At 66.5% G+C, this 26,612-nt stretch carries 19 protein-coding genes; 6 read left to right on the top strand and 13 right to left on the bottom strand.

The window, feature by feature from the left end; genetic code table 11:
* The first annotated feature begins 58 nt into the window (after nucleotides 1-58).
* Entirely contained in the window at nucleotides 59-1,423 is a 1,365-nt protein-coding gene (locus tag EDD25_RS04875; protein ID WP_134172285.1) for a bifunctional PIG-L family deacetylase/class I SAM-dependent methyltransferase, read from the top strand.
* 43 nt (nucleotides 1,424-1,466) lie between these two features.
* On the opposite strand, the gene EDD25_RS04870 is transcribed toward EDD25_RS04875, so the two are convergent.
* From EDD25_RS04870 to EDD25_RS04860, 3 genes are all read right to left on the bottom strand, one after another.
* On the bottom strand, nucleotides 1,467-2,180 hold the full coding sequence (locus EDD25_RS04870; RefSeq protein ID WP_134172284.1) for a GAF and ANTAR domain-containing protein: 714 nt from the start codon (nucleotides 2,178-2,180) through the stop codon (nucleotides 1,467-1,469).
* A gap of 38 nt (nucleotides 2,181-2,218) precedes the next feature.
* Nucleotides 2,219-2,845, bottom strand: a complete 627-nt coding sequence (locus EDD25_RS04865) for a GAF and ANTAR domain-containing protein (RefSeq protein WP_241986347.1) — start codon at nucleotides 2,843-2,845, stop codon at nucleotides 2,219-2,221.
* A gap of 172 nt (nucleotides 2,846-3,017) precedes the next feature.
* Entirely contained in the window at nucleotides 3,018-5,138 is a 2,121-nt protein-coding gene (locus tag EDD25_RS04860; RefSeq protein ID WP_134172282.1) for a S9 family peptidase, read from the bottom strand.
* A gap of 59 nt (nucleotides 5,139-5,197) precedes the next feature.
* On the opposite strand from EDD25_RS04860, the gene EDD25_RS17415 reads away from it, so the two are divergent.
* Both EDD25_RS17415 and EDD25_RS04855 read left to right on the top strand, forming a co-directional pair.
* A complete protein-coding gene (locus EDD25_RS17415; protein WP_166671192.1) occupies nucleotides 5,198-5,374 on the top strand; it encodes a hypothetical protein in 177 nt (58 codons plus the stop codon).
* A 294-nt stretch (nucleotides 5,375-5,668) separates the two neighbouring features.
* Nucleotides 5,669-9,139, top strand: a complete 3,471-nt coding sequence (locus EDD25_RS04855) for a TM0106 family RecB-like putative nuclease (RefSeq protein WP_134172281.1) — start codon at nucleotides 5,669-5,671, stop codon at nucleotides 9,137-9,139.
* Between the two features lie 10 nt (nucleotides 9,140-9,149).
* Here EDD25_RS04855 and EDD25_RS04850 read toward each other — a convergent pair whose 3' ends face one another.
* The 5 genes from EDD25_RS04850 to EDD25_RS04830 form a co-directional block, all read right to left on the bottom strand.
* Nucleotides 9,150-9,428 (bottom strand): HPr family phosphocarrier protein, encoded by a 279-nt coding sequence (locus EDD25_RS04850; RefSeq protein ID WP_134172280.1) that lies wholly within the window; start codon nucleotides 9,426-9,428, stop codon nucleotides 9,150-9,152.
* 52 nt (nucleotides 9,429-9,480) lie between these two features.
* Complete coding sequence (ptsP, locus tag EDD25_RS04845; protein WP_277871679.1) at nucleotides 9,481-11,178, bottom strand: phosphoenolpyruvate--protein phosphotransferase; 1,698 nt, start codon at nucleotides 11,176-11,178, stop codon at nucleotides 9,481-9,483.
* Between the two features lie 103 nt (nucleotides 11,179-11,281).
* The gene (locus EDD25_RS04840; protein WP_134172279.1) at nucleotides 11,282-13,297 is read right to left on the bottom strand and encodes a PTS fructose transporter subunit IIABC; all 2,016 of its coding nucleotides are present in this window, start codon (nucleotides 13,295-13,297) and stop codon (nucleotides 11,282-11,284) included.
* Nucleotides 13,294-14,280, bottom strand: coding sequence for a 1-phosphofructokinase family hexose kinase (locus EDD25_RS04835; RefSeq protein WP_134172278.1), 987 nt, complete (start codon nucleotides 14,278-14,280; stop codon nucleotides 13,294-13,296). Before EDD25_RS04835 ends, EDD25_RS04840 begins: the two co-directional genes overlap by 4 nt.
* Nucleotides 14,277-15,065, bottom strand: a complete 789-nt coding sequence (locus EDD25_RS04830; protein ID WP_134172277.1) for a DeoR/GlpR family DNA-binding transcription regulator — start codon at nucleotides 15,063-15,065, stop codon at nucleotides 14,277-14,279. The genes EDD25_RS04835 and EDD25_RS04830 overlap by 4 nt, the downstream gene beginning before the upstream one ends.
* 168 nt (nucleotides 15,066-15,233) lie before the next feature.
* Between EDD25_RS04830 and EDD25_RS04825 the strand changes: the two genes are divergently transcribed.
* Complete coding sequence (locus EDD25_RS04825; protein ID WP_134172276.1) at nucleotides 15,234-16,424, top strand: exonuclease SbcCD subunit D; 1,191 nt, start codon at nucleotides 15,234-15,236, stop codon at nucleotides 16,422-16,424.
* Entirely contained in the window at nucleotides 16,421-19,417 is a 2,997-nt protein-coding gene (locus EDD25_RS04820; protein ID WP_134172275.1) for an AAA family ATPase, read from the top strand. The genes EDD25_RS04825 and EDD25_RS04820 overlap by 4 nt, the downstream gene beginning before the upstream one ends.
* Before the next feature lie 154 nt (nucleotides 19,418-19,571).
* Here the strand turns inward: EDD25_RS04820 and EDD25_RS04815 are convergent, their stop codons facing one another.
* Complete coding sequence (locus tag EDD25_RS04815; RefSeq protein WP_134172274.1) at nucleotides 19,572-20,183, bottom strand: Pr6Pr family membrane protein; 612 nt, start codon at nucleotides 20,181-20,183, stop codon at nucleotides 19,572-19,574.
* Nucleotides 20,184-20,533: 350 nt separating this feature from the next.
* On the opposite strand from EDD25_RS04815, the gene EDD25_RS04810 reads away from it, so the two are divergent.
* Nucleotides 20,534-22,012 carry an HNH endonuclease signature motif containing protein gene (locus tag EDD25_RS04810; protein WP_134172273.1) on the top strand — a complete coding sequence of 493 codons (1,479 nt, stop codon included), beginning with the start codon at nucleotides 20,534-20,536 and terminating at the stop codon, nucleotides 22,010-22,012.
* Here the strand turns inward: EDD25_RS04810 and EDD25_RS04805 are convergent.
* The 4 genes from EDD25_RS04805 to EDD25_RS04790 all read right to left on the bottom strand — a co-directional run bounded on the left by EDD25_RS04805 (nucleotide 22,009) and on the right by EDD25_RS04790 (nucleotide 26,580).
* Nucleotides 22,009-22,782, bottom strand: a complete 774-nt coding sequence (locus EDD25_RS04805; protein WP_134172272.1) for an amino acid ABC transporter ATP-binding protein — start codon at nucleotides 22,780-22,782, stop codon at nucleotides 22,009-22,011. The genes EDD25_RS04810 and EDD25_RS04805 overlap by 4 nt on opposite strands.
* Nucleotides 22,769-23,437: an amino acid ABC transporter permease gene (locus tag EDD25_RS04800; protein WP_134172271.1), complete on the bottom strand. Its 669-nt coding sequence runs from the start codon at nucleotides 23,435-23,437 to the stop codon at nucleotides 22,769-22,771. The genes EDD25_RS04805 and EDD25_RS04800 overlap by 14 nt, the downstream gene beginning before the upstream one ends.
* Before the next feature lie 60 nt (nucleotides 23,438-23,497).
* Nucleotides 23,498-24,307 (bottom strand): amino acid ABC transporter substrate-binding protein, encoded by an 810-nt coding sequence (locus tag EDD25_RS04795; RefSeq protein ID WP_134172270.1) that lies wholly within the window; start codon nucleotides 24,305-24,307, stop codon nucleotides 23,498-23,500.
* 131 nt (nucleotides 24,308-24,438) lie between these two features.
* Nucleotides 24,439-26,580 carry a RecQ family ATP-dependent DNA helicase gene (locus EDD25_RS04790; protein ID WP_134172269.1) on the bottom strand — a complete coding sequence of 714 codons (2,142 nt, stop codon included), beginning with the start codon at nucleotides 26,578-26,580 and terminating at the stop codon, nucleotides 24,439-24,441.
* Nucleotides 26,581-26,612 lie beyond the last annotated feature (32 nt).

Genomic DNA, 26,612 nt, shown 5'->3' with positions numbered 1-26,612 from the left:
TGAAAGGGACGAAAACCATGCCCCATAGCGACAGCCGTGCCGATGGGTGCACCGCGCCATGGTGACCTTCGGCCGGGGAGAAGACGGCACCCCAGAGCGCGTGTGGGCCGCCGCTGAGTGGAGGGCAGCCCTGCCCGAGCTGCCCCTGCACGACCTGCGCCGCCTCGTCGTCGTGGCCGCGCATCCCTACGATGAAGCGCTCGGCGCCGGGGGTTTGATCGCCCGGGTAGCGGCCATGGGGCTGCCCATTTCGGTGCTGGTGCTCAGCAACGGCGACCTCTCGAACACCGGATCGTCCAACGTGACGCCCGAGCGGCTGGCCGCGATCCGACGCATCGATGTCATGGACACCGTCGCAGCGATGGCACCGGAGGTGAGACTGCGATTGCTGGAGTTGCCGGATGGGCTGCTCTCCGCCCACGTTGACGACGCCTCGCAGGCCATCGCGACCGACGTCGGGGAGAGCGGACCCGGCACCTGGATCGTGGCCCCCTGGCGTGCCGACGGGCAACCGGACCATATGGCCGCCGGACAGGCTGCGGTCGACGCGGCGAAAGCCAGTGGTGCCCGGTTATTCGAATACCCGATCTGGGCATGGCACTGGTCGACCCCGACCGACAAGGTGTGGCCGGATGCCGCCCTGCGCGCGCTGGATCTCACCGCGGCCGAGCGCGAGGCGAAGGCCAAGGCCCTCGGCCTGCGTCGAACCCCGGGACATGAGTCGCACGAAGCGACGGGTGATGAACCGATCTTCAAGCCGGAGTTCAGCGCGTACTTCACGCGCAGATTCGAGACGTTCATCGAGGCCGACGTGGGCGAGAGCCTGAAGGCCCCGTTTCCGGGCCGCATGTACTCGAACGAGACAGACCCGCAGGGAGGTGACCCTGGCTGGTACGAGAGACGCAAGCGTGCCCTGACGATGGCTGTTCTGCCGCGCGAACACTTCTCCGCCGCACTCGAACTCGGCTGCTCCACGGGCGTACTCACCTCGGCGCTGGCTGGGCGCTGCACCCGGCTGCTTGCCCTGGACGGCGTGGAGACGGCGGTCGAGCTTGCCCGGGCGCGACTGGCCGGACAACCGCACGTGACGTTCGAGAAGCGGTGCCTGCCTTTGGATTGGCCGGACGGAACCTTCGACCTTATCGTGCTGTCCGAGGTGGCGTATTTCTGTTCGACCGCGGAGCTGGGCCGTTTGCTCGCGAAATGTCGGGCAAGCCTCACCCCGGACGGGGTGCTCCTCGCCTGCAATCGGCGGCATCCTGTTCGCGAGTATCCGTTGAGCTCGGACCATGTGCACACCGAACTCACTCGTCTGTCCGGACTGCAACGCACGGTTGAGCACCGGGAGAAAGATTTCCTGCTCGATGTGTTCGAACCCCGGCCCGCACGTTCCGTGGCGGAGCGAGAGGGGCTGGTCGGCTAGCCGTGCACTGAGCGTACCCCGGGAGATCCTCGCGACGCGTCGGTCACAGCTGCACGGTACTGCTGATCACCTTTTCTGCGCTCTCGTGCATGAGTTCATTGTGGGAGCGCGCGTATGCGCGAAGGCGGTTGAAGGCCTCGTTCATGTTCACCTGGCTGCGCTGGGCGATCACTCCCTTGGCCTGCTCGATGAGAATCCGACTGTTGAGCGCTCGTTGCAGTTGCTCGTTCACCACCGTGTTTTCTCGCACGGTTCGCTCCTGCAGAATGCTGATGGTCGCCACGTCCGCGAGGGCCTGGCCGATCGCCGCGTCCTCTTCGGTGAGTCGACCCGTGTTTTTGCGGAACAGGTTGAGGGCCCCGATGGTGTTGGGACGAACACGCATCGGAATGGCGTGCACGGAATGGAATCCCTGTGACAGGGCAGCTGCCTGGAATTCCGGATACTGGGAACCCTCCGTCGCTATGTCACTGATCGTCACGACGGTTCCGGTTCGGAAGGCGTCGATACAGGGGCCGACGCCGGCCTGGCTCTGCAGTATCTCCACCAGCTGGCTCTCTTCGCTCGTGGACGCGAGTACCTGCAGCTCACCGTTCGGATCAACCAGGAGCAGCCCGGCCGATTCCGCGTCGAGCAGGTCAACAGATACCTCCACGAGGGTGTGTAGAACATCGAGGACGTCGTACTCGCCCACCAGCGTGTCAGTCAATTTGACGAACGCGCTGCTCACTTGCCATGCGCGGCTCACAGTGGTCATGCAAATATTGTAAAACCAAAGTCGGCGCTACGTAACTCCTAATCCGGTGTGAATACCAGCGTGCGGGCCACCACCTCTCTGGCCACGTCCCGCACCGACTGGCCGTTGAGGAAGGCATGTGCGCGCAGACGCAGGAGGGCCTCGGTGGCGGTCGATTCCAGCTGCGCGAGCACCATACCCGTGGCCTGGTGGATCTCCCGTCGGCTGAGAGGCGACGCCACCTGGGTCACTTTGTCAGGACGCTCGCTCCAGGTGAGGACGTTGTGCAACAACGCCCAGGCCGCCTTGTCGGCCAAGGCCATGGCGATCTGGACATCATCGTATTCCAGGCGATCGGGAGCCGTGCTGTAGAGCTCCACGACACCCACGTCAATGGCGCCGATGATGAGCGGAAACACGAAAATCGCCTGAAGGTCGAGCAGCAGAAGAGCTTTCCCACAAACGGGCCAATTCGTGTGCGGGTCGCTGCGCAGGAAGGGCACGAGAACCGGACGTCGTGTGCGCACGGCTTCCCATCTGGGACCTTCCGCCAGGTCAAACTGAAGCTCATCGAGGTGCGCGGCGAGACGGTCTGATGCACAGACGAAGGTTTCGGGGAGCGAACTGCCGAACGCGGACACGGCGGCGCCAGTGATCGGAAGTGCCGCGACGAAATCCGCGCACATCCCACCTCTATATTCCGGGTTCGAGGAACCCCCCCGCTGTCGCATAATCGACCGGCCCTTCTGGCCTTTCTGGCGCTCATTGCCTGTGCCCCTACAGGATACGACCGAGCGCGCCCGTCGGCGAGGATTTTTGGGTTCTGGTGGCCGAGAAAGTTTCCACGAACCGGGCGGCTCAGTCGATAACGGCGGGTTCCTCGCCTGACGGATGCGCGCCGGCCGCGTCCACCACCCACGCGTAGTTGAACGCGCGCTCCCGCCAGGCACTGTATCGGCCGGAGACGCCGCCGTGGCCGGCAGACATCTCGGTCTTGAGGAGGACATCCGCCCCCACCTCACGCAGCCGCGCCACCCACTTGGCCGACTCAACGTAGAGCACCCTCGTGTCGTTGAGGCTCGTGACCGCGAGGATGCGCGGGTAGTGCGTGTCGTGCACGTTCTCCACGGGGGAATAAGACTTCATGTAGGCATAGACCTCCGGATCGTGCAGGGGATCTCCCCATTCGTCCCACTCGATGACGGTGAGCGGCAGAGAGGGGTCCAGAATCGAGGTGAGCGCGTCCACGAACGGCACGACGGCGAGGATGCCGGCGAAAAGCTGCGGCGCCATGTTCGCCACCGCGCCCACCAGCAGGCCGCCCGCACTGCCGCCCTCGGCGACGAGTCGGTCCGGCGCGGTGTAGTCCTCGTCGATGAGGTGCTCCGCGCAGGCTATGAAGTCGGTGAAGGTGTTGCGCTTGTGATGCGTCTTGCCCTGCTCGTACCAGGAGCGGCCGAGCTCCCCACCGCCGCGCACGTGCGCGATGGCGAAGATCATGCCGCGATCGAGCAGGCTGAGTCGGGAAATGCCGAAACCGGGATCGACGCTGTGCTCGTAGGAGCCGTAGCCGTAGAGCACCGTCGGTGCGGGTGTGCCCGGCGTCACAAGGTCGCGCCGGAACACGAGCGAGATGGGAATCCGTGTGCCGTCCGCCGCAATGGCCCACTCGCGCCGTTGCTCGAAGAGGGTCGGGTCGTACCCGCCGAGTACCGGTTGCTGCTTGAGCATTCGCAGCTCGCCCGTGGCAACCACATAGTCGTAGACCGTGCCGGGGGTGACGAAACTCGTGTATCCGAGGCGCACGGTGGGCTGGGTCCACTCCGGGTTCCCGGAGGTTCCCACGGTGAAGAGTTCCTCCTCGAAGGTGATCTCGGTGAGCACTTCGCCCGGGCGGTCGACCGCGATCCGGGTCAGGCCGTCCTTGCGATACTCGACCACGATGAAATCACGGAACGCATCCACGCCCTCGAGGCGAATATCGGGGTTGTGAGCGAGCAGTATCCGCTTATCGCCGTGTGGGTCGGCGGCCGCGACGCTCACGAGCTCGAAGTTGATGGCCTGATCGTTGTGCACGATCAGCAGGCGGTCCTCACCATCGATCACCGCATGCTCGACGTCATACTCCACGCCCTCTCGCCGAGGCCACACCACGGCGAAGTCGCCGGTCGGGTCGGAGCCGTCAAGGAGGTGCGTCTCGGTCGTGACGCTTGAGCCGGCCTCGATCATGAGGTATTTGTGGCTGCGGGTGAGGCCAACCCCCACCCAGAAACGTTCATCGGGTTCGGTGAAAATGCTGGCATCAGCGGATGCCGCGGTACCGATCAGGTGACGCCATACCGTGTCGGGGCGCCACGCCTCGTCAACGGTCGTGTAGAAGAGATAACGACCGCTCGGGTCGAAGACCGCGCCCGCGCTCGTGTTCGAGATTTCGTCGGCGAGGTTCGTGCCGGTGGCGATGGTGCGCACCCGGATTGTGTAGCGCTCGTCGCCCTCCACATCGGTTGCGTAGAGCAGCATGCTGCCGTCCGCGCTTAGGTCAAAGCTGCCGAGGGAGTAGAAATCGTGACCGGCCGCCTCCACGTTGTCGTCGAGCAGGATCTGCTCACCGGGGAGCCCGACCCCGTCAACCGCCTGCACGACCGGGGGCACCCAGTCGTCCGGCGCGGCGATGGGCGCGCGGCAGTGGATGCCGTATTCCCGCCCCTCGATGGTGCGGGTGTAGTACCACCAGTCGCCGCGGCGCACCGGTACGCTCAGATCGGTTTCTTGCGTGCGGCCCTTGATCTCCTCGAAGAGCTGCTCCTGCAGCAACTCCAGGTGACCGGTGCGTGCGTGCGTGTAGGCATTCTCGGCCTCAAGATGGCCAATCACCTCCGGGCTCTCCTTGTCCCGCAACCATTCGTAGTTGTCCACGTACACGTCGCTGTGATGAATGCGCTGTTGCGGTTTCTGCGCCGCCAGGGGAGGAGTGCTCATGGTCAAGGGTACGTCTGCAGAACCCGTGCGCCCGATTCGGGACCCGCCCGCACCTCCCCGTGACAGAAAACAAGCCGGCATTTGTCTTTTCGAAGACAAATACCGGCTTGTTTCCGGTAGCGCTGCCCGACTACTGCGGCGTGCTGACGCTTTTTCGTCGGACGGACGTCTTGGGGGGCACCGGAATGGTGGTGCGTGAACCGGGGCAATCGTCGGTCGAGTTCTCCTTTGAGTGATACGTCGCGAAGCGCGTATCGGAGGTAATCCAGACCAATTGATTACACTCTGGGCACTCAATCTCTAGCATCTTCACAAGAATCCTTCCCGTCGCCGATTCTCTGTCATCGGATCGATAATTCCACCATACGACGGTGCGGGTCGGAACGGGGCGTCTCGCTGGGGGGATAGCGCAGCGTCGTCCCCGGTGCTATGTCACCGCGTCGACCTGCCCGGCCCGGCGCCGGTGTCGGTGGTGTTCGGTAGCCTCGAGTGGCGGGGGATCGCCCCGTGCCCCGACTCAAGGAGCCTGCGTGTACGTGCGTGACCGGACGACCGTCATCTACTCGGCAAGTGATTTGAGTGCTGCCGCGCAGTGCGAGTGGGCGCTCATGCGCAACCTCGACGGCCGGCTCGGACGCGGCGGCCGGGTCGCCGCCACCGAAGACGCCATGCTGCGCCGCACGGCCGAGCTCGGTGACGAGCACGAGCTGCGCATGCTTGAGCGGTTGCGCACCACTCGTACGGTCGTCGAAATCGAGCGACCCGCTTTCGCTGACGACCCACTGGTTGGGGTGGAGCAGAGCGAGGCGGCGCTGCGCGCCGGTGCTGAGGCCCTGTATCAGGCGGCCTTCTTCGACGGGCGCTTTCTTGGCTATGCGGACTTCATCATCCGCGCCACCGACACGTCGACGTACGAGGTCTATGACACCAAGCTCGCACGAACAGCGAAAGTCACGGCGCTACTGCAGCTCGCCGCGTACAGTGACCAGCTCATGCGCCAGGGGATACCGGTGGGCGAGCTGGTGCACGTCGTGCTTGGTGATGGACGCACGAGCTCGCATCGTTTGCAGGACATCCTGCCCGTCTACCGGCAACGCCGCGCCCGGCTGGAGCTTCTCATCGATGGGCGCGTCGCCGCGGGCGCGCCCGCCGAATGGAACGACCCGCGCTACACCGCGTGCGGACGCTGCGAGGCCTGCGACGAGCAGGTGCGGTCGCACCGCGACGTGCTGCTCGTGGCCAACCTGCGACTGGGTCAACGTGCGCATCTCCGCATGGCCGGTGTCACGACCATCGAGCAGCTTGCCCTCCGGTTCAACCCGGTCGAGGGGCTTTCCGGCACCGCGCTGACCGCGCTGCGTGAGCAGGCCAGGGTGCAGACCACGACACCCGCGGGCGGGCAGCCGATCACCTGGGAGGTTGTGAACGCCACGGCCCTCGCGGCGCTGCCCGAACCCGACGCGGGCGACATCTTCTTCGATTTCGAGGGCGACCCGTTGTATTCGGAGACCGGCACCCCGAGCCGGGAGAACGCTCCCGCCGAAGCTGAGAGCATTACCTGGGGCCTCGACTACCTGTTCGGGCTCGTCGAACCCGACGACACCTTTCATGCCTACTGGGCGCACTCCTACGCCGAGGAACGCGTGGCGCTCATCGAGTTTCTCGATTGGGTGCAGGCTCGTCGCGCGCGGCACCCCAACATGCACATCTATCACTACGCGCCCTACGAGCGCACGCACCTGCTCACCCTTGCCGCCCGTCACGGGGTCGGCGAGCAGATCGTTGACGATCTGCTGCGCAGCCGGGTGCTCATCGACCTCTACCCGGTCGTGCGCCAGGGGTTGCGCATCGGCTCTCGCAGCTACTCGCTCAAGAAACTGGAGCCCTTGTACATGGGGGACGACGAACGGTCCGGCGTGGCCAATGCCGCCGACTCCATCGCCGAGTACGTGCGTTTTCGGGCGCTGCTGGCCGCGGGTGAAACGGATGCCGCAGCATCCGTTCTCGCGGACATCGGCAGATATAACGCCTACGACTGCCGCTCAACCCTGCGACTGCGCGACTGGTTGCTTGCGCGCGCCAGCGAAAGTGGGGTGCCGCTCGCGACCGCCCTCGACCTCACCCTCGACGTTGTCCTGCGCGAACCAGACCCGGTGTACCTCGAACTCATGGCGCTGCTCGTTGATGTGCCGCCGAGCGAGCGCACCCCCGATCAGACGGCCCTGGCGTTGGCCTCTGCGGCCATTGACTACCATCGCCGGGAGCAGAAGTCGTTCTGGTGGGACCACTATGCCCGGCTCAGCACACCGGTCGACGACTGGGCCGACACGCGGGGGGTGCTCGTGATCGACTCCGCCTCCGTCGACCTTGACTGGCACCGAGGGGGCCGCCAGAAGCTGGACCGTCGACTGTTGCGCGTCTCCGGAACGCTCGCCCCCGGCAGCTCCCTCAAGGCCGGCGACCAGCCATTTCTCGTGTACGGCCCACCGTACCCACCGATCACTCGCAGCACAGACCCTGGGGCGCGCACCGCGCACAACAAGGCCACGATCGTGGAGGTCACCGACACCTTCGAGTATCTCATCGAGGAGATCCTGCAGGCGGAGGCCCCGCATCACGACGAGCTGCCGCTCGCGTTGACGCCCGGCACCCCGCCGCCGGCGGGCACCCAGGTGGACGCGATCTCGGACTGGGGCCGCACGGTGCTCGCGGAATACCCGGAGCCCGTGGCCGACCCCGCCTTCGACATACTGCGCCGGTCGGAGCCACGGAGAAGAAGCGGGAGCGGTCTCGCCGCGGTCATCGACGGCGACGTGCAAACCGCCATCCGTGACAGCCTGCTCTCCCTCGACCGCTCGTACCTCGCCGTGCAGGGACCGCCTGGAACAGGTAAGACCTATGTGGGGTCGCGGGTGGTTGCCGACCTCGTGCTCAATCATGGTTGGAAGGTGGGCGTCGTTGCCCAGTCGCATGCCACGGTCGAAAATATGTTGCGGGCCGTTCTCGCCGCGGGACTCGACCCCGACCGAGTCGGCAAGAAGTCACGCAAAGGCGAGGAGAAACTTCCCGTGCCGTGGACGGCGCTGGACACCGGCTCATTCGCCCGTTTCACCGGGCAGCAGGGCGGATTCGTCGTCGGTGGAACGGCCTGGGACTTCAGCAACGCCGGCCGAATTCCGCGTGGCTCGCTCGATCTGCTCGTGATCGACGAGGCCGGGCAATACTCGCTTGCGAGCACCATCGCCGCCGCGGTGTCGGCGCAGCGCCTGCTGCTGCTCGGTGATCCGCAACAGCTGCCGCAGGTGAGCCAGGGCACACACCCGGAACCCGTCGACACGTCGGCGCTGGGATGGCTCTCCGACGGGCACAACGTGCTGCCGAGCGAATTTGGCTACTTCCTGGCCACGAGCTGGCGAATGCATCCGGCCGTGTGCGCGCCCGTCTCCGTGCTGTCCTACGAGGGCAAGCTCCGGTCGCATGGCTCGGATCGCACGCTCGCGGGAGTCGCTCCCGGCCTGCATCCGGTCCCCGTCGACCACCGATCCAACTCCACATCCTCACCGGAGGAGGCCGCCGCCGTGGTGGCGCTCGTGGGCGAGGTGCTGGGTCGAGCCTGGTCGTCGGGCGGGAACACCGGTCCGCTCGAGCAGGAGAATATCATCGTCGTCGCGCCGTACAACGCGCAGGTCGAACTGCTGCGCGCATCGCTGTCTGAAGCCGGCTTCGGCTCCGTGGCCGTGGGGACGGTCGATAAATTCCAGGGGAGGGAGGCCGCGGTTGCCATTGTGTCGCTTGCCGCCTCCTCGGCGGCGGAGGTTCCGCGGGGACTGGAGTTCCTGCTGCTGGCCAATCGGCTCAACGTGGCCATCTCCCGCGCACAGTGGGCGGCCTACCTCGTGTATTCGCCGGCGCTCACCGACTACCTGCCCAGGAAAGCGGCGGCGCTGGCCCAGCTGAGTGCGTTCATCACCCTGGTGGAGCCAGCACCGCTTGTCCGGTGAACCTGGGCTGCTATTCGGCGTCGAGGTCCGTTTCAAGGAGGGTGACGAGCGCGTCGAGGGCGTCGTCGGCGCCATCGCCCTCGGCTCGCAGCACGACGGTGTCTCCGTTGGCGGCGCCGAGGCTCATGATCGACAGGATGCTCGAGGCATCCATGGCATCGTCGGCGGGCTCGCCCTGCAGGGAGATGGTGATCTCAAGGGGAAGCGCGCTCACGGCGGCGACGAAGATTCCGGCCGGACGGGCGTGCAGACCCACGCGGCTGGCGATGACGGCGGTGCGTTCAGACATGTTTTCTCCTGGAAAAGCGTGGTTGTCACGGTACGGGTGGTGGACGAGAAGGCTACAGGCCCAGTTCATCCAGTATGGGTAGTTGAGCGCGCACGGCGGCACGCGCCTCCGTCGCACTCGACGCGGCGAGGGCCACGGTGGCGAGGCCCTGGGCCCGCTCGAGCGTGACGCTCGCGAGCACGGCGCCCACGGCGGACAACGCCCGCGCGGTCATGGACAGCGTTGACACGCCGAGGCCCACGAGCACCACGGCGAGGGCAGGATCGGCTGCGGCCTCACCACAGACGCCTACCGGCTTACGGTGTCCCTCCGCAATGGATCCGGCGACGGTGAGCCGCACCAACTGCAGAACGGCCGGCTGCCACGGGGTGTTGAGGGCCGCGAGCGGGCCGAGCTGGCGGTCAGCGGCCATGGCATACTGCGTCAGGTCGTTGGTGCCGAGGCTGACGAAGGCGACGCGCCCCAGGATCGCCTCGCTCGTGAGCGCGGCGGAGGGAACCTCCACCATGACGCCTGGCGTTTTCAGGCCGGCGGCAGCGCAGAGCGCGGCGAAGTCCCCGGCTTCCTCGGCGGTCGAGATCATCGGGGCCATCACCCATACGTCGGCGTCGGAGCCTTCCGCCGCCAGGGCCACGGCGCTGAGTTGGCGTTCGAGCACCCCCGGAGAGGTGAAATCCGTGCGGTAGCCGCGCACACCGAGGGCGGGGTTTGGTTCTGAGGCGTCGGTGAGGAAGGGGAGGGGCTTGTCGGCGCCCGCGTCGAGGGTGCGCAGAACAACCTTCTTGCCGGGGAAGGCGTCGAAGACGCCGCGGTACGCGGCAACCTGTTCGTCCACGCTCGGTTCGGTGTCGCGGTCAAGGAAGCAGAACTCGGTGCGCAGAAGCCCGACGCCCTGCGCGCCGGCCGCTGCGGCCTTCACTGCGTCGGCCGCGCCGCCCACGTTGGAGAGCAACGGAACGAGGTGACCGTCGAGGGTGCGTCCAGTGCCGTCAAAATCGGCCAGTGCGGCCATGGTCCGGAGCCAGTCCGCTGCGGCCTGAATCTCGGCGGCACCGGGATCGACCGTGATGGTTCCGGTCGCGCCGTCAACGAAGACGCGGGTCCCCTCGGCGAGCTCCGTCACGCCCACTGCAGCGACAACCGCGGGGAGCCCGAGGGCCCTGGCGATGATTGCCGTGTGTGACTGCGGTCCGCCGGTCGAGGTGACGAGGGCAATGACGTTCGCGGGATCGAGGGTCGCCGTGTCGGCGGGGGCCAGATCCTCCGCCACGAGCACGAAGGGGGTGTCGCTGCGGGGAATTCCGGGAGCTGGCACTCCCCGCAACTCGGCGACGATTCGGGAACGTACATCGAAGACATCCGTTGCCCGCTCCGCCATATAACCGCCGAGGTTGTGCAACATCTCGGCGACGGATGCTGCGGCCTCCCAGACCGCCCGCTCGGCCGAGGCTCCGCCGTTGATGAGCTTCACCGCGGCCTTGATGAGCATGGGGTCTGCGGCCATCAGTGCGGTGGCCTCGAGCACCTCGCGGCCCGCGCCGCCGGCGCCGGCCGCTCGCTCATTGAGAGACGCTTGAACGGACTTCGCTGCCGTGCGCAGGGCGTCGGCCGCAGCCTCGGGGGTCTCGTGGGTGAGGCGCTCCCCAACAGGGGGCTCGGACACTGCTTTAGGCATCTGCCGGACGGATCCGATGATCCGACCCGGGCTGACCCCGACCCCGGTATACGTGTTGTCGGACAACGTCTCCACGAGACTCCCTTGGTTGTGGCGGCATCCGACCCGAACCCGCTTTCGGGGTGCGGGCCGAATGGGATACCGGTGAATTGGTCCTGGTTAGTCTACTGCGGGTGACTCAGGCGGATGCCACGGATGCGTCGTTGACGGCGACCGTGGGCTTGCGCACGGCGTAACGCTTCAGGCCGACGACCGCGAATGCCGCAACGATGGTACCGATGACGATGGAGAGCACGAAGAGCAGGAAGTTGTCGATCGCGAAGAAGACAAAGATTCCACCGTGCGGTGCCTTGCTCGTCACGCCCCAGGCCATGGAGAGAGCACCTGTGACGGCGGCACCGAGCATGCTGGCCGGGATGACGCGGAACACGTCGGCGGCAGCGAACGGGATGGCGCCTTCGGAGATGAACGAGGCGCCCAGCAGCCAGGCCGCCTTGCCGTTTTCGCGCTCAGCGAGGCTGAACAGCTTGCGGTCGAGAACGGTGGCCAGGGCCATCGCGAGCGGAGGGACCATGCCGGCGGCCATGACCGCGGCCATGATCTGCCACGGCGCCTGGTTGGCGAGGGTCGCGGCGCCGAGGCCGGCCACGGCGAAGGCGTAGGCCACCTTGTTGACCGGGCCGCCGAGGTCGAAGGCCATCATGAGGCCGAGGATCGTGCCGAGGATGACCGCGGAGGCGCCGGTCATGCCGCCGAGCCACCCGTTCAGCGCCACTGTGAGGGCCGCGATCGGGCCGCCGAGAAGGATGAACATGATCCCGGAGGCGGCGATCGACGCCACGAGCGGGATGATCACGACGGGCATGAGACTCCGGAGCCAGCGTGGCACGTTGAGACGACCGATACTCGCTGCAACGACACCGGCCAGGAGGCCACCGACGATACCGCCGAGGAACCCGGCGCCCATGAAGCCGGCAACGGCGCCGGCGACAAAGCCCGGTGCGATACCCGGGCGATCCGCGATGGCGTAGGAGATGTAACCGGCGAGGGCCGGCACGAGGAAGCCCATCGACAGCGCGCCGATCTTGAAGAACACCGCACCAAGGTAAATGGCGAGGCCGCCTTCCGGCAGGTTCAGCAGGCTGTTCTCCAGCACGACCTTGTCGGCGACGTCGGTGACGTCATAGCCGCCGAGGAGGAACCCGAGGGCGATGAGCAGTCCTCCACCGGCCACGAAGGGAATCATGTAGCTCACGCCGGTGAGGAGGGCGCGCTTGACCTTCTGGCCGAAGTGCTCATTTGCCTCCGTCGTCTCCGACGCCGCGGCGCCGCCGCTGACCCGGCGGGCGTTGGGGTTGTCCGCGGCCGCGAGGGCTTCGGCAATCAGCTTGTCCGGTTCGTCGATGCCACGTTTGACGGGGGCGTTGACCACAGGAAGGCCGGAGAAGCGCTCACGGCCACGCACGTCAACGTCCACGGCAAAGATGACGGCGGACGCCCCGGCGATCACGGCAGGGTCGAGCGGGGTGAGTCCGGCCGATCCCTGCGTCTCCACCTGCAGGTCGATTCCAGCGGCGCGTGCGGCGGCCACGAGGGAGTCGGCTGCCATGTAGGTGTGTGCGATGCCGGTGGGGCAGGCGGTGACGGCGACGAGGCGTTTGGTTGCGGTGTCGGCGGATGCCGCGGTCCCGGTTCCCGTGTTGGAACTTTCGGCCGCGTGCGCTGCTCCGACGGGCACCGGTGCGGGAGTCACGACGTTGGTGACGAGTTCCACGATCGTCGGCGCTGAAGAAGCGCCGCGAAGCGCTGCCGTGAAGTCCTTCTTCATGAGGGATCGGGCGAGTTTCGCGAGAATCTTCAGGTGCTCCTGATCGGCGCCGTCGGGGGCGGCGATGAAGAAGACGAGGTCGGCGGGGCCGTCCTTCGACCCGAAGTCCACGGGAGTCGACAGCCGGGCCAGGGCCAGGGTCGGCTCGAGCACGGCCGTGGAACGACAGTGGGGAATGGCGAGGCCGCCGGGGATCCCGGTTGCCGTTTTTGCTTCGCGGGCGAGGGCATCGGCGTACAGGCCGTCGACCGCGGTGGCCCGGCCGGCCGCGACAATGAGTTCGGCAAGGTGTCGAATAACGGTCGCCGGCTCGGTACCGAGGTCGGTGTCCAGAGCAACGAGCTCCGGGGTTATCAGTGCGCTCACTGGTCATCCTCCTTTGGATTCAGGGTCATACTGTGTTCGTCAAGTGCCGTTACGAGCACGGCGCTGGGGTGTGTTTGGTTCAGGGCGGGAACGGTGGAACCGGGAAGGGACGCGGCGGCGGCGCCGTGGGCGGCGGCCTGGCGGAGACAGTTGGCGGGGCTCGCCCCGGCGTTGTTGCTCAGGAGAAAGCCGGCCAGGGCGGAGTCCCCGGCACCGACCGTGCTGACGGCCGTGATCGGAGGAGTCTGGGCGAGCCAGCTGCCCTCGGCGGTGACGAGTACGGCACCTCTCGCGCCGAGCGTTGCCAGCACGGCGCCGGCGCCGGCGCCGATGAGGGTGCGAGCGGCCCGGACGGTGAGCTGCGGGTTGGCCTCGAGAGTGTCGGCATCAAAACGCCCGGTGAGCTCGGCGAGCTCCTCGGCATTCGGTTTGAGCAGGTCAGGGGCTGCTGCCGCAGCGGCGGCGAGGGGCGCACCGGAGGAATCCACTGCCACGCGGGGGGCATCGGCGCCGAAGCGGTCGCGCACCTTGCGGATGAGCATGGCGTAGAAGTCGGCCGGTACGCCGGGTGGCAGCGATCCCGCGAGGACCAACCAGCTGGCTCCCCTGGCCTGGTCGAGAACGAGTTCTACGAGAGCGAGCTGCTGTGCGTCGGTGAGCGCCGGGCCGGGTTCGTTGACCTTGGTGGTCGTGCCATCCGGTTCGGTGATCGCGACGTTGCTGCGCAGCGCGGCACCGATCGGCAGCCCGAGGTGCGGAATTCCCTGGCTGCGAAGGGCAACGAGCACGGGGTCGTTCTCGTCCCCGGGAAGAATCGCCAGGCTGCGGAGCCCGGAGGCCTCAAGGGCGCGGCAGATGTTCACGCCCTTCCCGCCGGGTTCGTGGTGAGCCAGAACGGCGCGCTGCACCTCGCCCCGGGCCAGCGGCCCGGCCAGTTCAATGGTCCGGTCCAGGCTCGGATTGGGTGTCAGCGTCACGATCATGCGATCACAACCTCTACGTCGGCGGCGGCCAGGGCGGCCGCGAGTTCCGCTGATGGTGGGGCATCCGTTATCAGGGTGTCGATGTCCGCCAACTCGGCGAAGCACACGAGGGTTTCCTCATCGAGCTTGGACGAATCGGCCAGCGCAACCACGCGGCGGGCCGAACGCACAATGGCAGCCTTCACCGCCGCCTCGACGGAGTCCGGCGTGCTCAGTCCGAACGTGGCATTGACGCCGTTGGCGCCGATGAAGGCGATGTCGGGGCGCAGTGCACCGAGCTGTTCGATCGTGCCGCTGCCCACGATGGCGCTCGTGAGACCACGAACGCGGCCGCCAAGCACGTGCAGATGAATCGCAGGGTTGTTGGAGAGTTTCCACGCAATCGGCAGCGCATTGGTGATGACGAGAAGCTGGTCGCCGGGGGCCGGTGGGGACCACTGCGCCAGCAGGTCGGCGAGGTGCTCCGTGGTGGTGCCCGCGTCGAGAATGATCGACCCGGTGCGGCTCGTGGGGATCATGGCCAGGGCGGCCTTGGCGATGCGCGACTTCTCGTCGAGTTGCTGGGTCTGGCGTTCCTGGAGGCTCGGCTCGGACAGGCTCATGCGGTCAACGGCGACGGCGCCGCCGTGGACTCGACGGAGCTGGCGAGCCTTCTCGAGCGCGTCAAGGTCGCGACGAACCGTTTCGGACGTGATGTTGAAGCGGGTGGCGAGGTCGCTCACGGTGACGCGGCCGCGTTCGGTGACCAGCGCGGCAATCAAGAGCTGACGTTCTTCGGCGAACATGATGCCTCCTCGACGGTGAGTGACGGATGCCACGGGAAGTTGTTCTCATTGACTTTAGCTGTGGTTTGATTTGAGTGTCAAGGTAAACACAGATAAAAAAAGAAACAGTTTTCCGGACTGCGCGGACCGCAGCAGGCGCGGTCGGCGGCCGACGGTAGCGTGGGAAGCATGAAGATTCTGCACACCTCCGACTGGCACATCGGCCGAACCTTCCATACTCATTCGACCCTCGACAACCTGAACACCGTGCTGTCGGCCCTGGTCGCCGTGGTGCGTGACCGAGGTGTTGACGTGGTGGCCGTCGCCGGGGACATCTTCGATAACGCCATGCCCTCTAAAGAGAGCTACGCCGTGCTCACGCGGGTTCTGCGTGACATCAAGGACGCGGGGGCCGCGGTCGTGATGACCAGCGGAAACCACGATTCCGCCGCGCGGCTGGGATTCCAGGCAGAGTGGGCGAGCCTGGCCGGCATTCACGTCGTAACGCGGCACGACGAATACCTCGCGCCCGTGACGATCCACGACGACGACGGCCCTGTGCACTTCTACGGCATTCCCTATCTTGAACCCGCGCTCATTCGGCATTTTTACCCCGACGTCGAACTGAAGACTCACGAGCAGGCACTCCGCTTCGCCATGGACCGCATCCGGCTGGATTTGCAGGCCAGGGGCGGGCGCAGCGTTGTGCTCTCGCATTGCTTTGTGGCGGGAGTCGCGGCCGCAGCGGAGGCGAGCACGGTGGAGCGTGACATCACGGTGGGGGGACTCGACGTCGTACCCCTTGAGGTCTTCGATGGGCCAGACTACGTGGCTCTCGGTCATATTCACGGCCGGGCACGACTGAGCGATCGAGTGCGTTATTCCGGCGCGCCACTGCACTATTCCTTCGCGGAAGCCGGCAAGCCTCGTGGCGCCTGGCTCGTCGAGCTGCTGGCTTCGGCAGTGGACGCCGCGGGCGACGGAAATCAGCTGGCGGTCGAGTGGGTCCATCTTCCCGTGCCCCGCCGGCTCACAGTGCTGGAAGGGACGCTGCAGGACCTGCTCACCGACGAGCGATATGCGGAGCGGGAACAGGATTGGGTGAAGGCGATTCTCACCGATCAGGTGCGCCCCCTCGATAGCATGCGTAGCCTGCAGGAACGCTTTCCTCACTGCATCACACTTGAGCACCGACCCGCCCGCACGGTGACGCCCGAGAATGCGACCTACGCCGAACGGTTGCGGGCCGCGAGAACAGATCCCGAGATCGTGGCGGGTTTCTTGTCGTTCGTGCGCAATGGCGAAGGACCGACGGGGTTCGAGACCGCACTCATCTCCGAGCTCTTCGCCGAGCAGGGCGCACGAGAGGCCAACTCATGAAGATCAAGAAACTGAGGCTCGCCGGATTCGGGCCGTTCAAGTCCGAGCAGTTCGTGGACTTCGAGGCCTTCGATGCCGACGGTATCTTCCTCATCACGGGCAAGACCGGCGCCGGCAAGTCCAGCATTCTCGACGCCATCTGTTTTGCGCTCTATGGGCAGGTGCCGCGCTTCTCCGGCAGTGAACAGCAGCTACGGAGCGATCATTGCGCTGCGACCGATCCCACCTACGTTGAACTCGACTTCGCCATCAACGACACCGACTATCGACTGCTGCGTACTCCCCAGTATGAGCGGGCCAAGAAGAACGGCTCCGGCATGACCACCGCCGCGCCCACCGCCATCCTGCAGATCAAAAACCGTGACGGGTGGCGGGGAATCGCGGCGAAGCCGGGTGCCGTCGGCCAGGAACTCGCGGCAATTCTTCCGCTCAAGCAGGACCAGTTCCTGCAGGTGATCCTGCTCGCCCAGAACCGATTCCAGCGCTTTCTCCTGGCCAAGACCGAGGAGCGCCGCGAGGTGCTGCGCAACCTGTGCGGGTCAAGCCGGTTCGCACAACTCGAAACGGACCTCATCCTGAGGCGTAAAGGGCTCGATGACGAGCTGGGTGCCGTACAACGCGCCATCGCCGAGCATGCTGCGGCCGCAGCGCATCAGCTGCGGCTGGTCGATGGCGTGACCAATCCCGACTTGGCCTGGTTCACCACAGCCCTCTCCCGCCTTCGGGACGAACTGGACCAGGCCGCCGTCCACGTCGAGAGTGCTGCTGAGGCGCTGACCCGCGCAGCAGCAGAGGACAATGACGCCGCCGAGACCGCACGCCGCCAGGGCCGACGAGCGGCAGCGGCAGCGAAACTCCTGGTCCTTGACGAACAGCACCGTCAGGTGACCCAGCTTCGTGCGGTGCTGAATCGAGCCGTCCGGGCCGCTCGAGTGTGGCCCCAGATTCGCAGCAGCCGAGCGGCCGAGGTCAACGCCGCCGCCGCAAACGCGGGCGAAGCGGATGCCCGTGCGTGCTGGCTGGACCTGCGTCGGTCGACGAGCGAGCACATGAACGCCGTGTCCACGGACGGGCCGGGAGTCGCCGAAGGCGTGGTCTTGCAGAAGTCGATTGACGAGTTGCTCGGCCGCCTGGGGGCGCTCGGTGCCGCGCTGCTCGATGAGGAGCAGCTCCCCGGGCTCGACAGCGAGGTCGGGGCACTCGCTGCCTCGCTCGTAAGCAGCACGACGGCTTTGGCTGCGGCCGAGGCGCGCCTCGACGTGCTTCCCACGGAGATCGAGAAGCTGGCCGCGAACCACTCGATGGTCGCCGTGGCCGCCGCCGGGGAGAAACAGGCCGATGCCGAGCGAATACGCGTACGCGCGGCGCTCCAGGCCGCGGAAGACGTCGTCGCGTGTCAGCGCACGGCGGATCTAGCGAGCGACGCCCTGCTCGAGCGAAGCCGAGAGAACACCGCCGCCGCGCTCTCGTACGAGGCGCTTCTGGCCCGCAGGTTCGCCGGCCATGCCCAAGAACTGGCCAGCCAGCTTCTCGACGGGACTCCGTGCTCGGTATGCGGGTCACCGGAGCACCCCAACCCGGCAACCGTCGAGGCGGAGCCCGTCACCGAACTCGATCTCGAGCGCTCCCGCACGGTCATGCTTGAGCGGCAGGAGTCGCTGACCGCAGCCCACGGGCTCGTGAGCGCTGCCTCAGCCCGGCTCGCTGAGGTGAAGGCCCTCGCCTCCAACCGAGGCGTGGGGGAGCTGCGGCTCGAGGTTGAGAGCGCGGAAGAGGTTCTCCGCGCAATCCGCGGCGCGTCGGAGCAACTGGGACGCCTGGCGCTCGAGCTCGCGCAGCATCGAGAAGAACTCGCGAGCGAGCAAGCCGGCCTCGTCAATATCCGCGCCGAGCGAGACGCCGTTGCCGCAACCCATGGGGAACGCACGGCCAACCGAGATCTGCTTCGGGCGCGAGTTTCCGCCCACCATGCTGGCTTCGCCAGCATCGGTGCGCAAATGAACGAACTTCAGCGGGAGCTCGACGCCGCGCGAGCGCTGCACGCTGCACTCGCGCTGAGTCGAGAGCGGGAGGCCAGCCGTGATGCCGCCGTCGCTGCTCTCCGCTCCGAAACCGACCGGGAGGGATTCACCGACGAAGCGGATGCCGTTGACGCGCGCCTGGACGACGCTCGCATTCGTGAGGTCGAAACGGAAGTGCGCGACTACGACGATGCGCTGGCTGCTGCGCGGGCGGCCTCCACGGACCCGGAGCTCGCGGGTCTGCCGACCGAGCCCGTCGACCGAGAGCCCTTCGCGCTGGCTCTCCAGCAGGCCGGTTCTGCCCGCGATGCCGCCTTCAGGGTGCACAGTTCGCTCGCCGAGCGAACCGGGCAGCTTGGTCGGCTCGTGGCCGACGTCACAACGCAATTTGCGGCGTCTGCTGAGGTGATCAGTCGACATAATCAGGTGCGCCAACTCGCCGATGTTGTGCACGGGGAGGAGCCGAACACCAAGCGGATGCGGCTCGAAACCTACGTGCTCGCCGCCGAGCTCGAGCAGATCGTGGCAGCGGCCAATACTCGCCTGCGCACCATGACGAGCGGTCGCTACACGCTCGAGCACGACGACTCCGCGGAGTACCGCGGTGGGCAGTCCGGTTTGGGGCTTGCCATTCGAGACGAGCACACCGGACGGGCGCGCGCCACCCACTCACTCTCCGGCGGGGAGACCTTCCTGGCGTCGCTTTCGCTCGCCCTGGGGCTCGCCGAGGTCGTGACCGGCCAGGCCGGTGGGGTGACCCTGGACACGCTGTTCGTTGACGAGGGCTTCGGGTCCCTCGATGCCGAGACGTTGGAAACGGCGATGGGCACCCTCGATGCGCTGCGCGCGGGTGGTCGAACTGTCGGTCTCATTAGTCACGTCGAGTCGATGAAGGAACAGGTGCCGGCATCCCTGAACGTGGTGGTGACCGATGCTGGTCCCAGCGCCATTGCGCAGGAGAACCACCGGTGAATCTGAGAAATATTCAGGAACTTGGCCCGATTCCCTTGATCCGCATGGTCGAGAGCAGTATGTTTCATTTAATGAGAGACATGAAGGCCGCCCTACACGCCTAACGCGTCTTTCTCGGATCAGTCTGATGCCGCCCTACCGGCCAGACTGATCCTTACTTTAAGGTCCTGAACCCTTGGGCCAACCTCTCAGCGCCCAGGCCACCCGCGGCCACGGCCACGATGAACACCGCGATCCCCACAATGTACAGCGCGACGCCCGACCAGCCGGCCGGCAGCGCTGGATCCAGAAATGGGTACGGATACCAGTCGGTGACACCCCCACGGGCGAGGGTGAATGCGAGCCACACAACGGGATAGATGAGCACGAGCCACAGGCTTTTCCATGCCAGCCGTACGCGACCGGGGGAGAAGAGCCAATCGAATGCAATGAAAATCGGTGCCCACACGTGGAGCGCCTCATTGGGCCAGGCGATACCGGCATAACCATCGGTCGGCACGCCCCGCAGTAGCGCCGCATAGACGACCCCGGTCACCACCATGTAGGAGAGCACCGCGAGGCGTACCGTCGTGAACGCCGTCGAATCCGTGCTGCGCGTCAACGTGACCACACCGGCCAGAAGAAGCACGACACCGGTCATGAGGGCCGACAGAATGGTGAAGTAACTGAAGTACTCGCCGGGCACGAAGGAATCGTGAACCGACTCGTCGATCACCTGCGTGGCAACGGCAGCCAGCAGGAGCAGGCCCATCCCCAGGCGCAGCACGCCGCTCCCTCGCCGGACTGCGGTCGGTCCGTCGGGTATCGGTTGCGCGTTTTGAGGCTGAACTATTACGGTCGACGTTTGCGGGTTCACCGGGACAGCGTAACCCGAGGGATGCCGACAGCGGCCGGGAGTCGCAGGCCCCGGAGGTGTGTCGCCGCGAAGACGATTGGAGCCTCGTGTTCCAGGGACGGGGCGTTGCGTGCCGGCGCCGACAACTGCCGTCAGGCGTGCCCGTGGGGCCGCTGGAGGGCTGGTTTGCGGGTTGCGGTCCGGGAAATTGACTACGAAAGTCTTAAAGTCATTTATGAGTAAAGCTCGCTTTTACGTTCGATTCGCGCTAAAATGGGGGTATGTTCACGACGGTGAAGTCCGGAGCTGAGATGGTCGCCCTGCTACTGCAGGCCGGCGAACTCGTCACGGCCGCCCTCGCCGGAGTGCAATTCAGCCTCCTCGATGACGACGACGCACTCAGCGTGATGGGCGCGTTGGAAGCCGTGGGGCGTCGGGTGGATGGTGGCCGGATCAGCTCCGCGGCCAACGTGGCTTTTCGCGCCGACTCCGGGCTCGGTCATGACTCGCTCGCGTGGAAGAACGGATGCCGCGGCAAGTTCGAACTGATCACCGGGGTGACGCGTATCTCCAGTAGCGAGGCGAAGCGGCGGATGCGCCTCGGCGGCACCATCACCGGGGTCTCGTCCGCGACCAGCGGCCTGGTCGGACAAGTCATGCCGGTGCGGCACCCCGCCGTCGCCGAGAGTCTGGCCGCCGGGGAACTCGGCATCGACGCCGCCGACGTCATCGTGACCGCTCTGGAGCAGATTTCGACCCGGGTCGCCCCGGACGACCTCGACCGGGCCGAACGCGCCCTGGTTGCCTCCGCCACCGGGGCGATCACCCCCGAGACCGAAGGACTCCCGGGCGCGGGGATCGCGTTCAGTGCCGACCTCATTCGGGCGCAGGCCCACGAATGGGCGGCGATGCTCGACCCTGATGGGGCGGCGCCGAGCGACGACAAGACGGCCGCGAAGAGCACGTTCGGGTTCGGGCTCCTGCGGGATGGGCTGTATCCGCTGCGCGGCGGCGTGACGCCCGACCTTCGCGGCGTGATGAACGGCGTGTTCAACACGTTCCTGTCAGCCCACGCGGCACCGGCGTTTCCGTCGGCGGAGGACCAGGCGCGCCTGGAGGCCGGGGAACTCATCCCCGGCGCCGAAGAAGCCGTCGACGACCGCACCGGCGGCGAGAAGTGCGCCGACATTCTGCGGGCGGTGTTCGAGAAGACCGCCCGAGACCCGAAAACCCCGACCATGGGCGGCGCGGCGCCCGTCGTGATGGTGCACGTGAACGCCCGCGACCTGAAGAACGGTCGCGGCGTCGGCTGGATCGACGGCGTGGACGCCCCGATCAGCCTCCGCAGCGTAAACCAGCGGCTGTGCGCGGGCGGCTACCAGCAGGTCATCATCGGCGACGACGGCCACGTACTGCACCTGGGAGCGAAGGAACGATTCTTCAGCCCCGCCCAGCGCCGCGCGATCGCCGCCCGCGACGGCGGCTGCGTCATCCCCGGCTGCAAAATCGCCGCCGCCTGGTGCGAAGTACACCACGTGATCCCGTGGCAATCCCACGGACTTACCGACGTGGAAAACGGTGTGCTGCTGTGCTGGTTCCACCACCACACCATTGACACCGCCGGGTGGGACATTCGAATGATCAACGGGAGGCCCCACCTGCGCGGTCCCGTGCTCTTCGACCCCACCCGAACCTGGCGACCAGCGGCCAGCCACCGCGCGAACACCCCGAGTGCCGATCCACCGTGGAGCAGGATTTAGAAGGGGTGCAGCAGGCGGTGCAGGAACTGCTGGGTGCGCTCGTTCTGGGGGTTTCGCAGCAGTTCCTTGGGGTCGCCGCGTTCCACGATGTGGCCGCCGTCAACGAAGGCGACTTCGTGGGCGACTTCGCGGGCGAATTCGAGTTCGTGAGTCACGATGACCATGGTCCATCCCTCACCCGCGAGCTCCTTGATGAGACGCAGCACGTCGCCGACGAGTTCCGGGTCAAGGGCGGAGGTTGGCTCGTCAAAGAGCAGAAGCTGTGGCCGCAGCGCGAGGGCGCGCACGATCCCAACCCGCTGCTGCTGACCGCCGGAGAGCTCAAAGGGATAGCTGTTCTGCTTGTCCGTGAGTCCAACGCGGGCGAGCAGAGCGAGGGCCTCTGCCCGTGCCTCGGCGACGGGGCGCCGTTGAACGACGACCGGCCCCTCCACCACGTTCTCCAACACGGTCTTGTGCGGGAAGAGATTGTAGTGCTGGAATACCATCGCCGACCGGTCCCGGAGGACGGTGAGCGATTTCTTCGACGGCGTCGTTTCGAAGCTGAGAGCGAGCTCCCCGGCGACGTCAATGCTGCCGCCGTCGGCGAGTTCGAGCCCGTTGAGGCAACGCAGAATGGTGGTCTTGCCCGACCCCGACGGCCCGATAAGCGCGAGCACGTTACCGCGGTTCACCTCCAGGTCGATCGACGACAGCACGTTGTTCTTGCCGAAGCTCTTTTGCAGGCCACGCACGGTGAGCAGTGCCGGAGACGGATCAGCGGGCGACATAACGGTCCAATCGCTTTTCGAGGAAACCCTGGCCAGTGGAGAGCACGAGGCAGATGACCCAGTAGATGAGTGCGGCCTCCAGATACAGAAGCATGAACTCCTGGCTGAACGCCGCGACCTGCTGCGCCTCCCGGAACAGCTCGGTGACCAGGATCAGTGAGGCGAGGGAGGTGTCCTTCACGAGACTGATGAAGGTGTTGGAGAGCGGGGGCACCGACACCCGCGCCGCCTGCGGGAGGATGATGCGGGTGAGGGCGCGCGCGCGGGTCATGCCGATCATGTACGCGGCTTCCCACTGCCCCTTCGGTACCGACAGGATCGCCGCACGAATCACCTCGGCGGCGTAACCGCCCACGTTGATGGAGAAGGCGACAACGGCGCTGGGCCACGGGTCGATGAGAAGGCCCACCGACGGAAGTCCATAGAAAATCACGAACAGCTGCACCAGCAGGGGAGTGCCGCGAACGATCGATATGTACACGCGGGCGATCCCGGAGATCCACCGGCGGGCCGAGAGACGCATCAGGGCGAGGGCGAGGGCAAGCACGAGCCCGATCGCGAATGACATGAGGGCAAGCGGGATCGTGCCCCGAATGGCCCCGTCCAGCAGGGGAAGGAAGGAGGTGAAGAACAACTCCCAATTGGGCTGGATCATGGGCTCCGCTCCTCCGTGCGTGTCAGTGTTCGGGTTCGCAGCGCGACCGGTGCGGGCGAGTTACTGGCTGACGTCCGCGCCGAAGTACTTGTCGGAGATCGTGGCCAGGGTTCCATTCTCTTTCAACGTGGCCAACGCCGTGTCAATGGCGGTCGCCAGTGCCGTGCCGCCCTTGGCGATCGCAAACGCGCTCTCCGAACGGTCGCTCGTCTCGGCGGCGATCTTCAGGCCGTCTGCACCGGTCTGCTTCTTGTAGTCGAGGAACGTGAGCTTGTCGTTGATCGTGGCATCCACTCGACCCTGCTCGACGAGCGCGACGGACTGCGCCCACCCCTCAACACCTTCGACGATGGCACCGCTCTCGGTCGCGAGAGTGTTCCAGTTGCTGGTGAGCGACTGGGCCGTTTTCTTGCCGGACAGGCTCTCGAAGGAGGTGATGGACGTGTTGTCGGTGGGAACCACAATCACGCCGGTCGAGTAGGTGTAGGGCGTCGAGAACGTGTAGGCCTCCGTGCGCTCCGGCGTGATGGACACCTGGTTCGCGATCACGTCGAAGCGGCCGGCGGTCAGGCCGGCGAAGATGGCGTCCCATTGGGTCTCCTCGAAGGCGACCGATACCCCGATTTCCTCGGCGACGGCCGTGACGACGTCGACGTCGTAGCCGGTGAGCTTTCCCGAGCCGTCTTCATGGAACGAGAACGGTCGGTAGGTTCCCTCGGTCCCCACGGTCAGCACGCCGGCGTCCTGCACGGCGCTGAGCGACGTGTCGGCGCCGGTCTCGGAGGTCGAACCGCTACCCGAAGCGGCGCAGCCGGTGAAAGTAAGGGCGACCGCTGTGAGGAGTGCTGCTGTGGGGAGCGTGAGCTTCATAAGTACTGGCCTTCGGGAATCAATGATCTGCGGAGCCGCAGTGGCGGCTTCCGTAGCGTAACAAGCGACCGCGAGGGTGAAATATTCCGGTTACCTTGTGTGGCGGTGAATCGGGCGCGGGTCGCCGCCGGCTACGAGCGCAGGGCGAGCGTGAAGGGCAGCACCGCCGAGGCCCCCGCCCGGCGCAACTCACGGCCCGCCACCGTCAGCGTCCAGCGGCTGTCAGCCACATCATCGACGAGCAGAATCGGGCGTCCGGCGAAGGGTTCGAGAGCCGCAGCCAGCTCCGCGCCCACCTCAAAGCGATCCCAGACGTTGGAGAGTCGATACGCGCTGTTACCGCCGGACGTTCCCGTGGGACCCCCGTTCGACAGGCCCAGATCGCCGAGCCACGGCAACCGGCCCACCTCAGACAATGTGCGGGCGACCGAGTCAATGAGCAGCGGATGCCGCCGGGACGGCATGCTCACCACGGCGACCGGGCGTTCGTGCCATTTCCACTCGGCGAGCACCCGGATGCACGCGGCCGTCATGGCGGTCGTTGCCGGGGTGTCCGGGCCGGTGCCCTCAAAGATTTCGCGCAGGGCGCCGCCCCAGCCGAGGTCGGTGAGCCGCGCGAGCGCTCGACCTTCGGACAGTCGATCACCGAGCGCGATCTTGCCGGAAGCGGTTACGCCGAGGCTGGCCATTCCCGTGGGCCACTGGGCGCGGGCGTCGAGGGTGACGCCAACGCGGTCGAGCGAGGCGGTCGCGGCGCTCGCGGCTTCTTCGCGCACGTCCTGCGGATACCACGGTGCGGTGCAGTTGTCGCAGCGCCCGCAGGGCACTGCCGTGTCATCGTCGAGGGCTCGCTGGAGAAACTCCATGCGGCAGCCCGTTGTGCTTTCGAATTCCAGCATGGCGCGTTGCTCGGTGAGTCGCGCGGCGGCGATGCGCTCGTAACGGTCCCGGTCGTAGACCCACGGTTCTCCCGTCGCGACCCAGCCGCCCTTCACGCGACGCACGGCGCCGTCGACGTCGAGCACCTTGAGCAGCAGCTCAAGCGGGGTGCGGCGCAGGTCGACGCGCGTTTCGAGAGCCGGCGTCGAGAGGGGAGACGGCCCGTTCTCGGTGAGGGCACCCAGCACGGCTTCCGCCTTGGCCTGGTTGGGCATCGATGCGGTGGCGAAGTAGTGCCAGATGGCTTCATCTTCAGTGCCGGGCAGCAGCAACACGTCGGCGTTCGCCGTGGCACGCCCCGCGCGGCCCACCTGCTGGTAGTAGGCGACGGGCGAGGATGGCGCCCCGAGGTGCAGCACGAAACCGAGGTCGGGCTTGTCGAAACCCATGCCGAGGGCGCTCGTGGCGACGAGAGCCTTCACCTCATTTTTCTTGAGCAGGCCCTCCGATTCTTCCCTCTCGGTGGTGTCGGTCTGGCCCGTGTACGAGCGCACGACGTGGCCGGCGTCGCGCAGCAGTCGTGCGGTGTCTTCAGCCGCAGAAACCGTGAGCGTATAGATGATGCCGCTTCCGGGAAGTTCACCGAGGTGGCTCAGCAGCCAGGCGAGCCGGGCGCGGGAATCCGGCAGTCGCAGCACCCCGAGGCGCAGTGACGTGCGGGCGAGGGGCCCGCGAATGGTGACCACAGGGCTGACGGCAGAGCCGGGAGGCAACCCGGTGTTCGCCTGGGCAATCTGCTCCGCGACGTCGGTCACCACCCGGCTGTTCGCGGTGGCCGTCGTGGCGAGAACGGGAACACCGGCGGGCATCTGGGCAATGAGATCACGCAGGCGCCGGTAGTCGGGGCGAAAATCGTGGCCCCAGTCCGAAATGCAGTGCGCCTCATCGACCACGAGCAGGCCCACCCGGGCGATGAGCGTCGGGAGCTGTTCATCACGGAACGACGGGTTGTTCAGACGCTCGGGGGAGACGAGGAGCACGTCGACCTCGTCGCGCTGAACTTTCTGGAGTACCTCGCCCCACTCGTGGGCGTTCGACGAATTGATCGAGACCGCGCGCACGCCGGCGCGTGCGGCGGCGGCAACCTGGTCACGCATGAGCGCGAGCAACGGCGATACCAGGATGGTGGGTCCTGCTCCCTGGCGGCGCAGCAACAGGGTGGCCACGAAGTACACGGCCGACTTGCCCCAGCCGGTGCGTTGCACAACGAGGGCGCGGCGCCGCTGATCGACGAGGGTCTCGATGGCCTCGAACTGGCCCTCGTGAAAATCCGCGTCGGGACGCCCCACGAGCGTGCGAAGAATTTCGAGAGCGGATGCCCGGGTATCAGTCATGAGTCAAGCGTGTCAGATACGCCTGACAGTGG

The sequence above is a fragment of the Cryobacterium psychrophilum genome, from assembly GCF_004365915.1.
GTDB classification, from domain to species: domain Bacteria; phylum Actinomycetota; class Actinomycetes; order Actinomycetales; family Microbacteriaceae; genus Cryobacterium; species Cryobacterium psychrophilum.
This window is presented reverse-complemented; position numbering and strand designations above follow the sequence as displayed.

Bases quoted from the DNA above. Each gene is read 5' to 3' on its own strand.
- EDD25_RS04800 (WP_134172271.1), bottom strand. From the start codon at position 23,437: ATGATCCAGCCCAATTGGGAGTTGTTCTTCACCTCCTTCCTTCCCCTG.
- EDD25_RS04795 (WP_134172270.1), bottom strand. From the start codon at position 24,307: ATGAAGCTCACGCTCCCCACAGCAGCACTCCTCACAGCGGTCGCCCTT.
- EDD25_RS04835 (WP_134172278.1), bottom strand. From the start codon at position 14,280: ATGATCGTGACGCTGACACCCAATCCGAGCCTGGACCGGACCATTGAA.
- EDD25_RS04810 (WP_134172273.1), top strand. From the start codon at position 20,534: ATGTTCACGACGGTGAAGTCCGGAGCTGAGATGGTCGCCCTGCTACTG.
- EDD25_RS04790 (WP_134172269.1), bottom strand. From the start codon at position 26,580: ATGACTGATACCCGGGCATCCGCTCTCGAAATTCTTCGCACGCTCGTG.
- EDD25_RS04825 (WP_134172276.1), top strand. From the start codon at position 15,234: ATGAAGATTCTGCACACCTCCGACTGGCACATCGGCCGAACCTTCCAT.
- EDD25_RS04820 (WP_134172275.1), top strand. From the start codon at position 16,421: ATGAAGATCAAGAAACTGAGGCTCGCCGGATTCGGGCCGTTCAAGTCC.
- EDD25_RS04850 (WP_134172280.1), bottom strand. From the start codon at position 9,428: ATGTCTGAACGCACCGCCGTCATCGCCAGCCGCGTGGGTCTGCACGCC.
- EDD25_RS04805 (WP_134172272.1), bottom strand. From the start codon at position 22,782: ATGTCGCCCGCTGATCCGTCTCCGGCACTGCTCACCGTGCGTGGCCTG.
- EDD25_RS04830 (WP_134172277.1), bottom strand. From the start codon at position 15,065: ATGTTCGCCGAAGAACGTCAGCTCTTGATTGCCGCGCTGGTCACCGAA.
- EDD25_RS04860 (WP_134172282.1), bottom strand. From the start codon at position 5,138: ATGAGCACTCCTCCCCTGGCGGCGCAGAAACCGCAACAGCGCATTCAT.
- EDD25_RS04875 (WP_134172285.1), top strand. From the start codon at position 59: ATGGTGACCTTCGGCCGGGGAGAAGACGGCACCCCAGAGCGCGTGTGG.
- EDD25_RS04865 (WP_241986347.1), bottom strand. From the start codon at position 2,845: ATGTGCGCGGATTTCGTCGCGGCACTTCCGATCACTGGCGCCGCCGTG.
- EDD25_RS04870 (WP_134172284.1), bottom strand. From the start codon at position 2,180: ATGACCACTGTGAGCCGCGCATGGCAAGTGAGCAGCGCGTTCGTCAAA.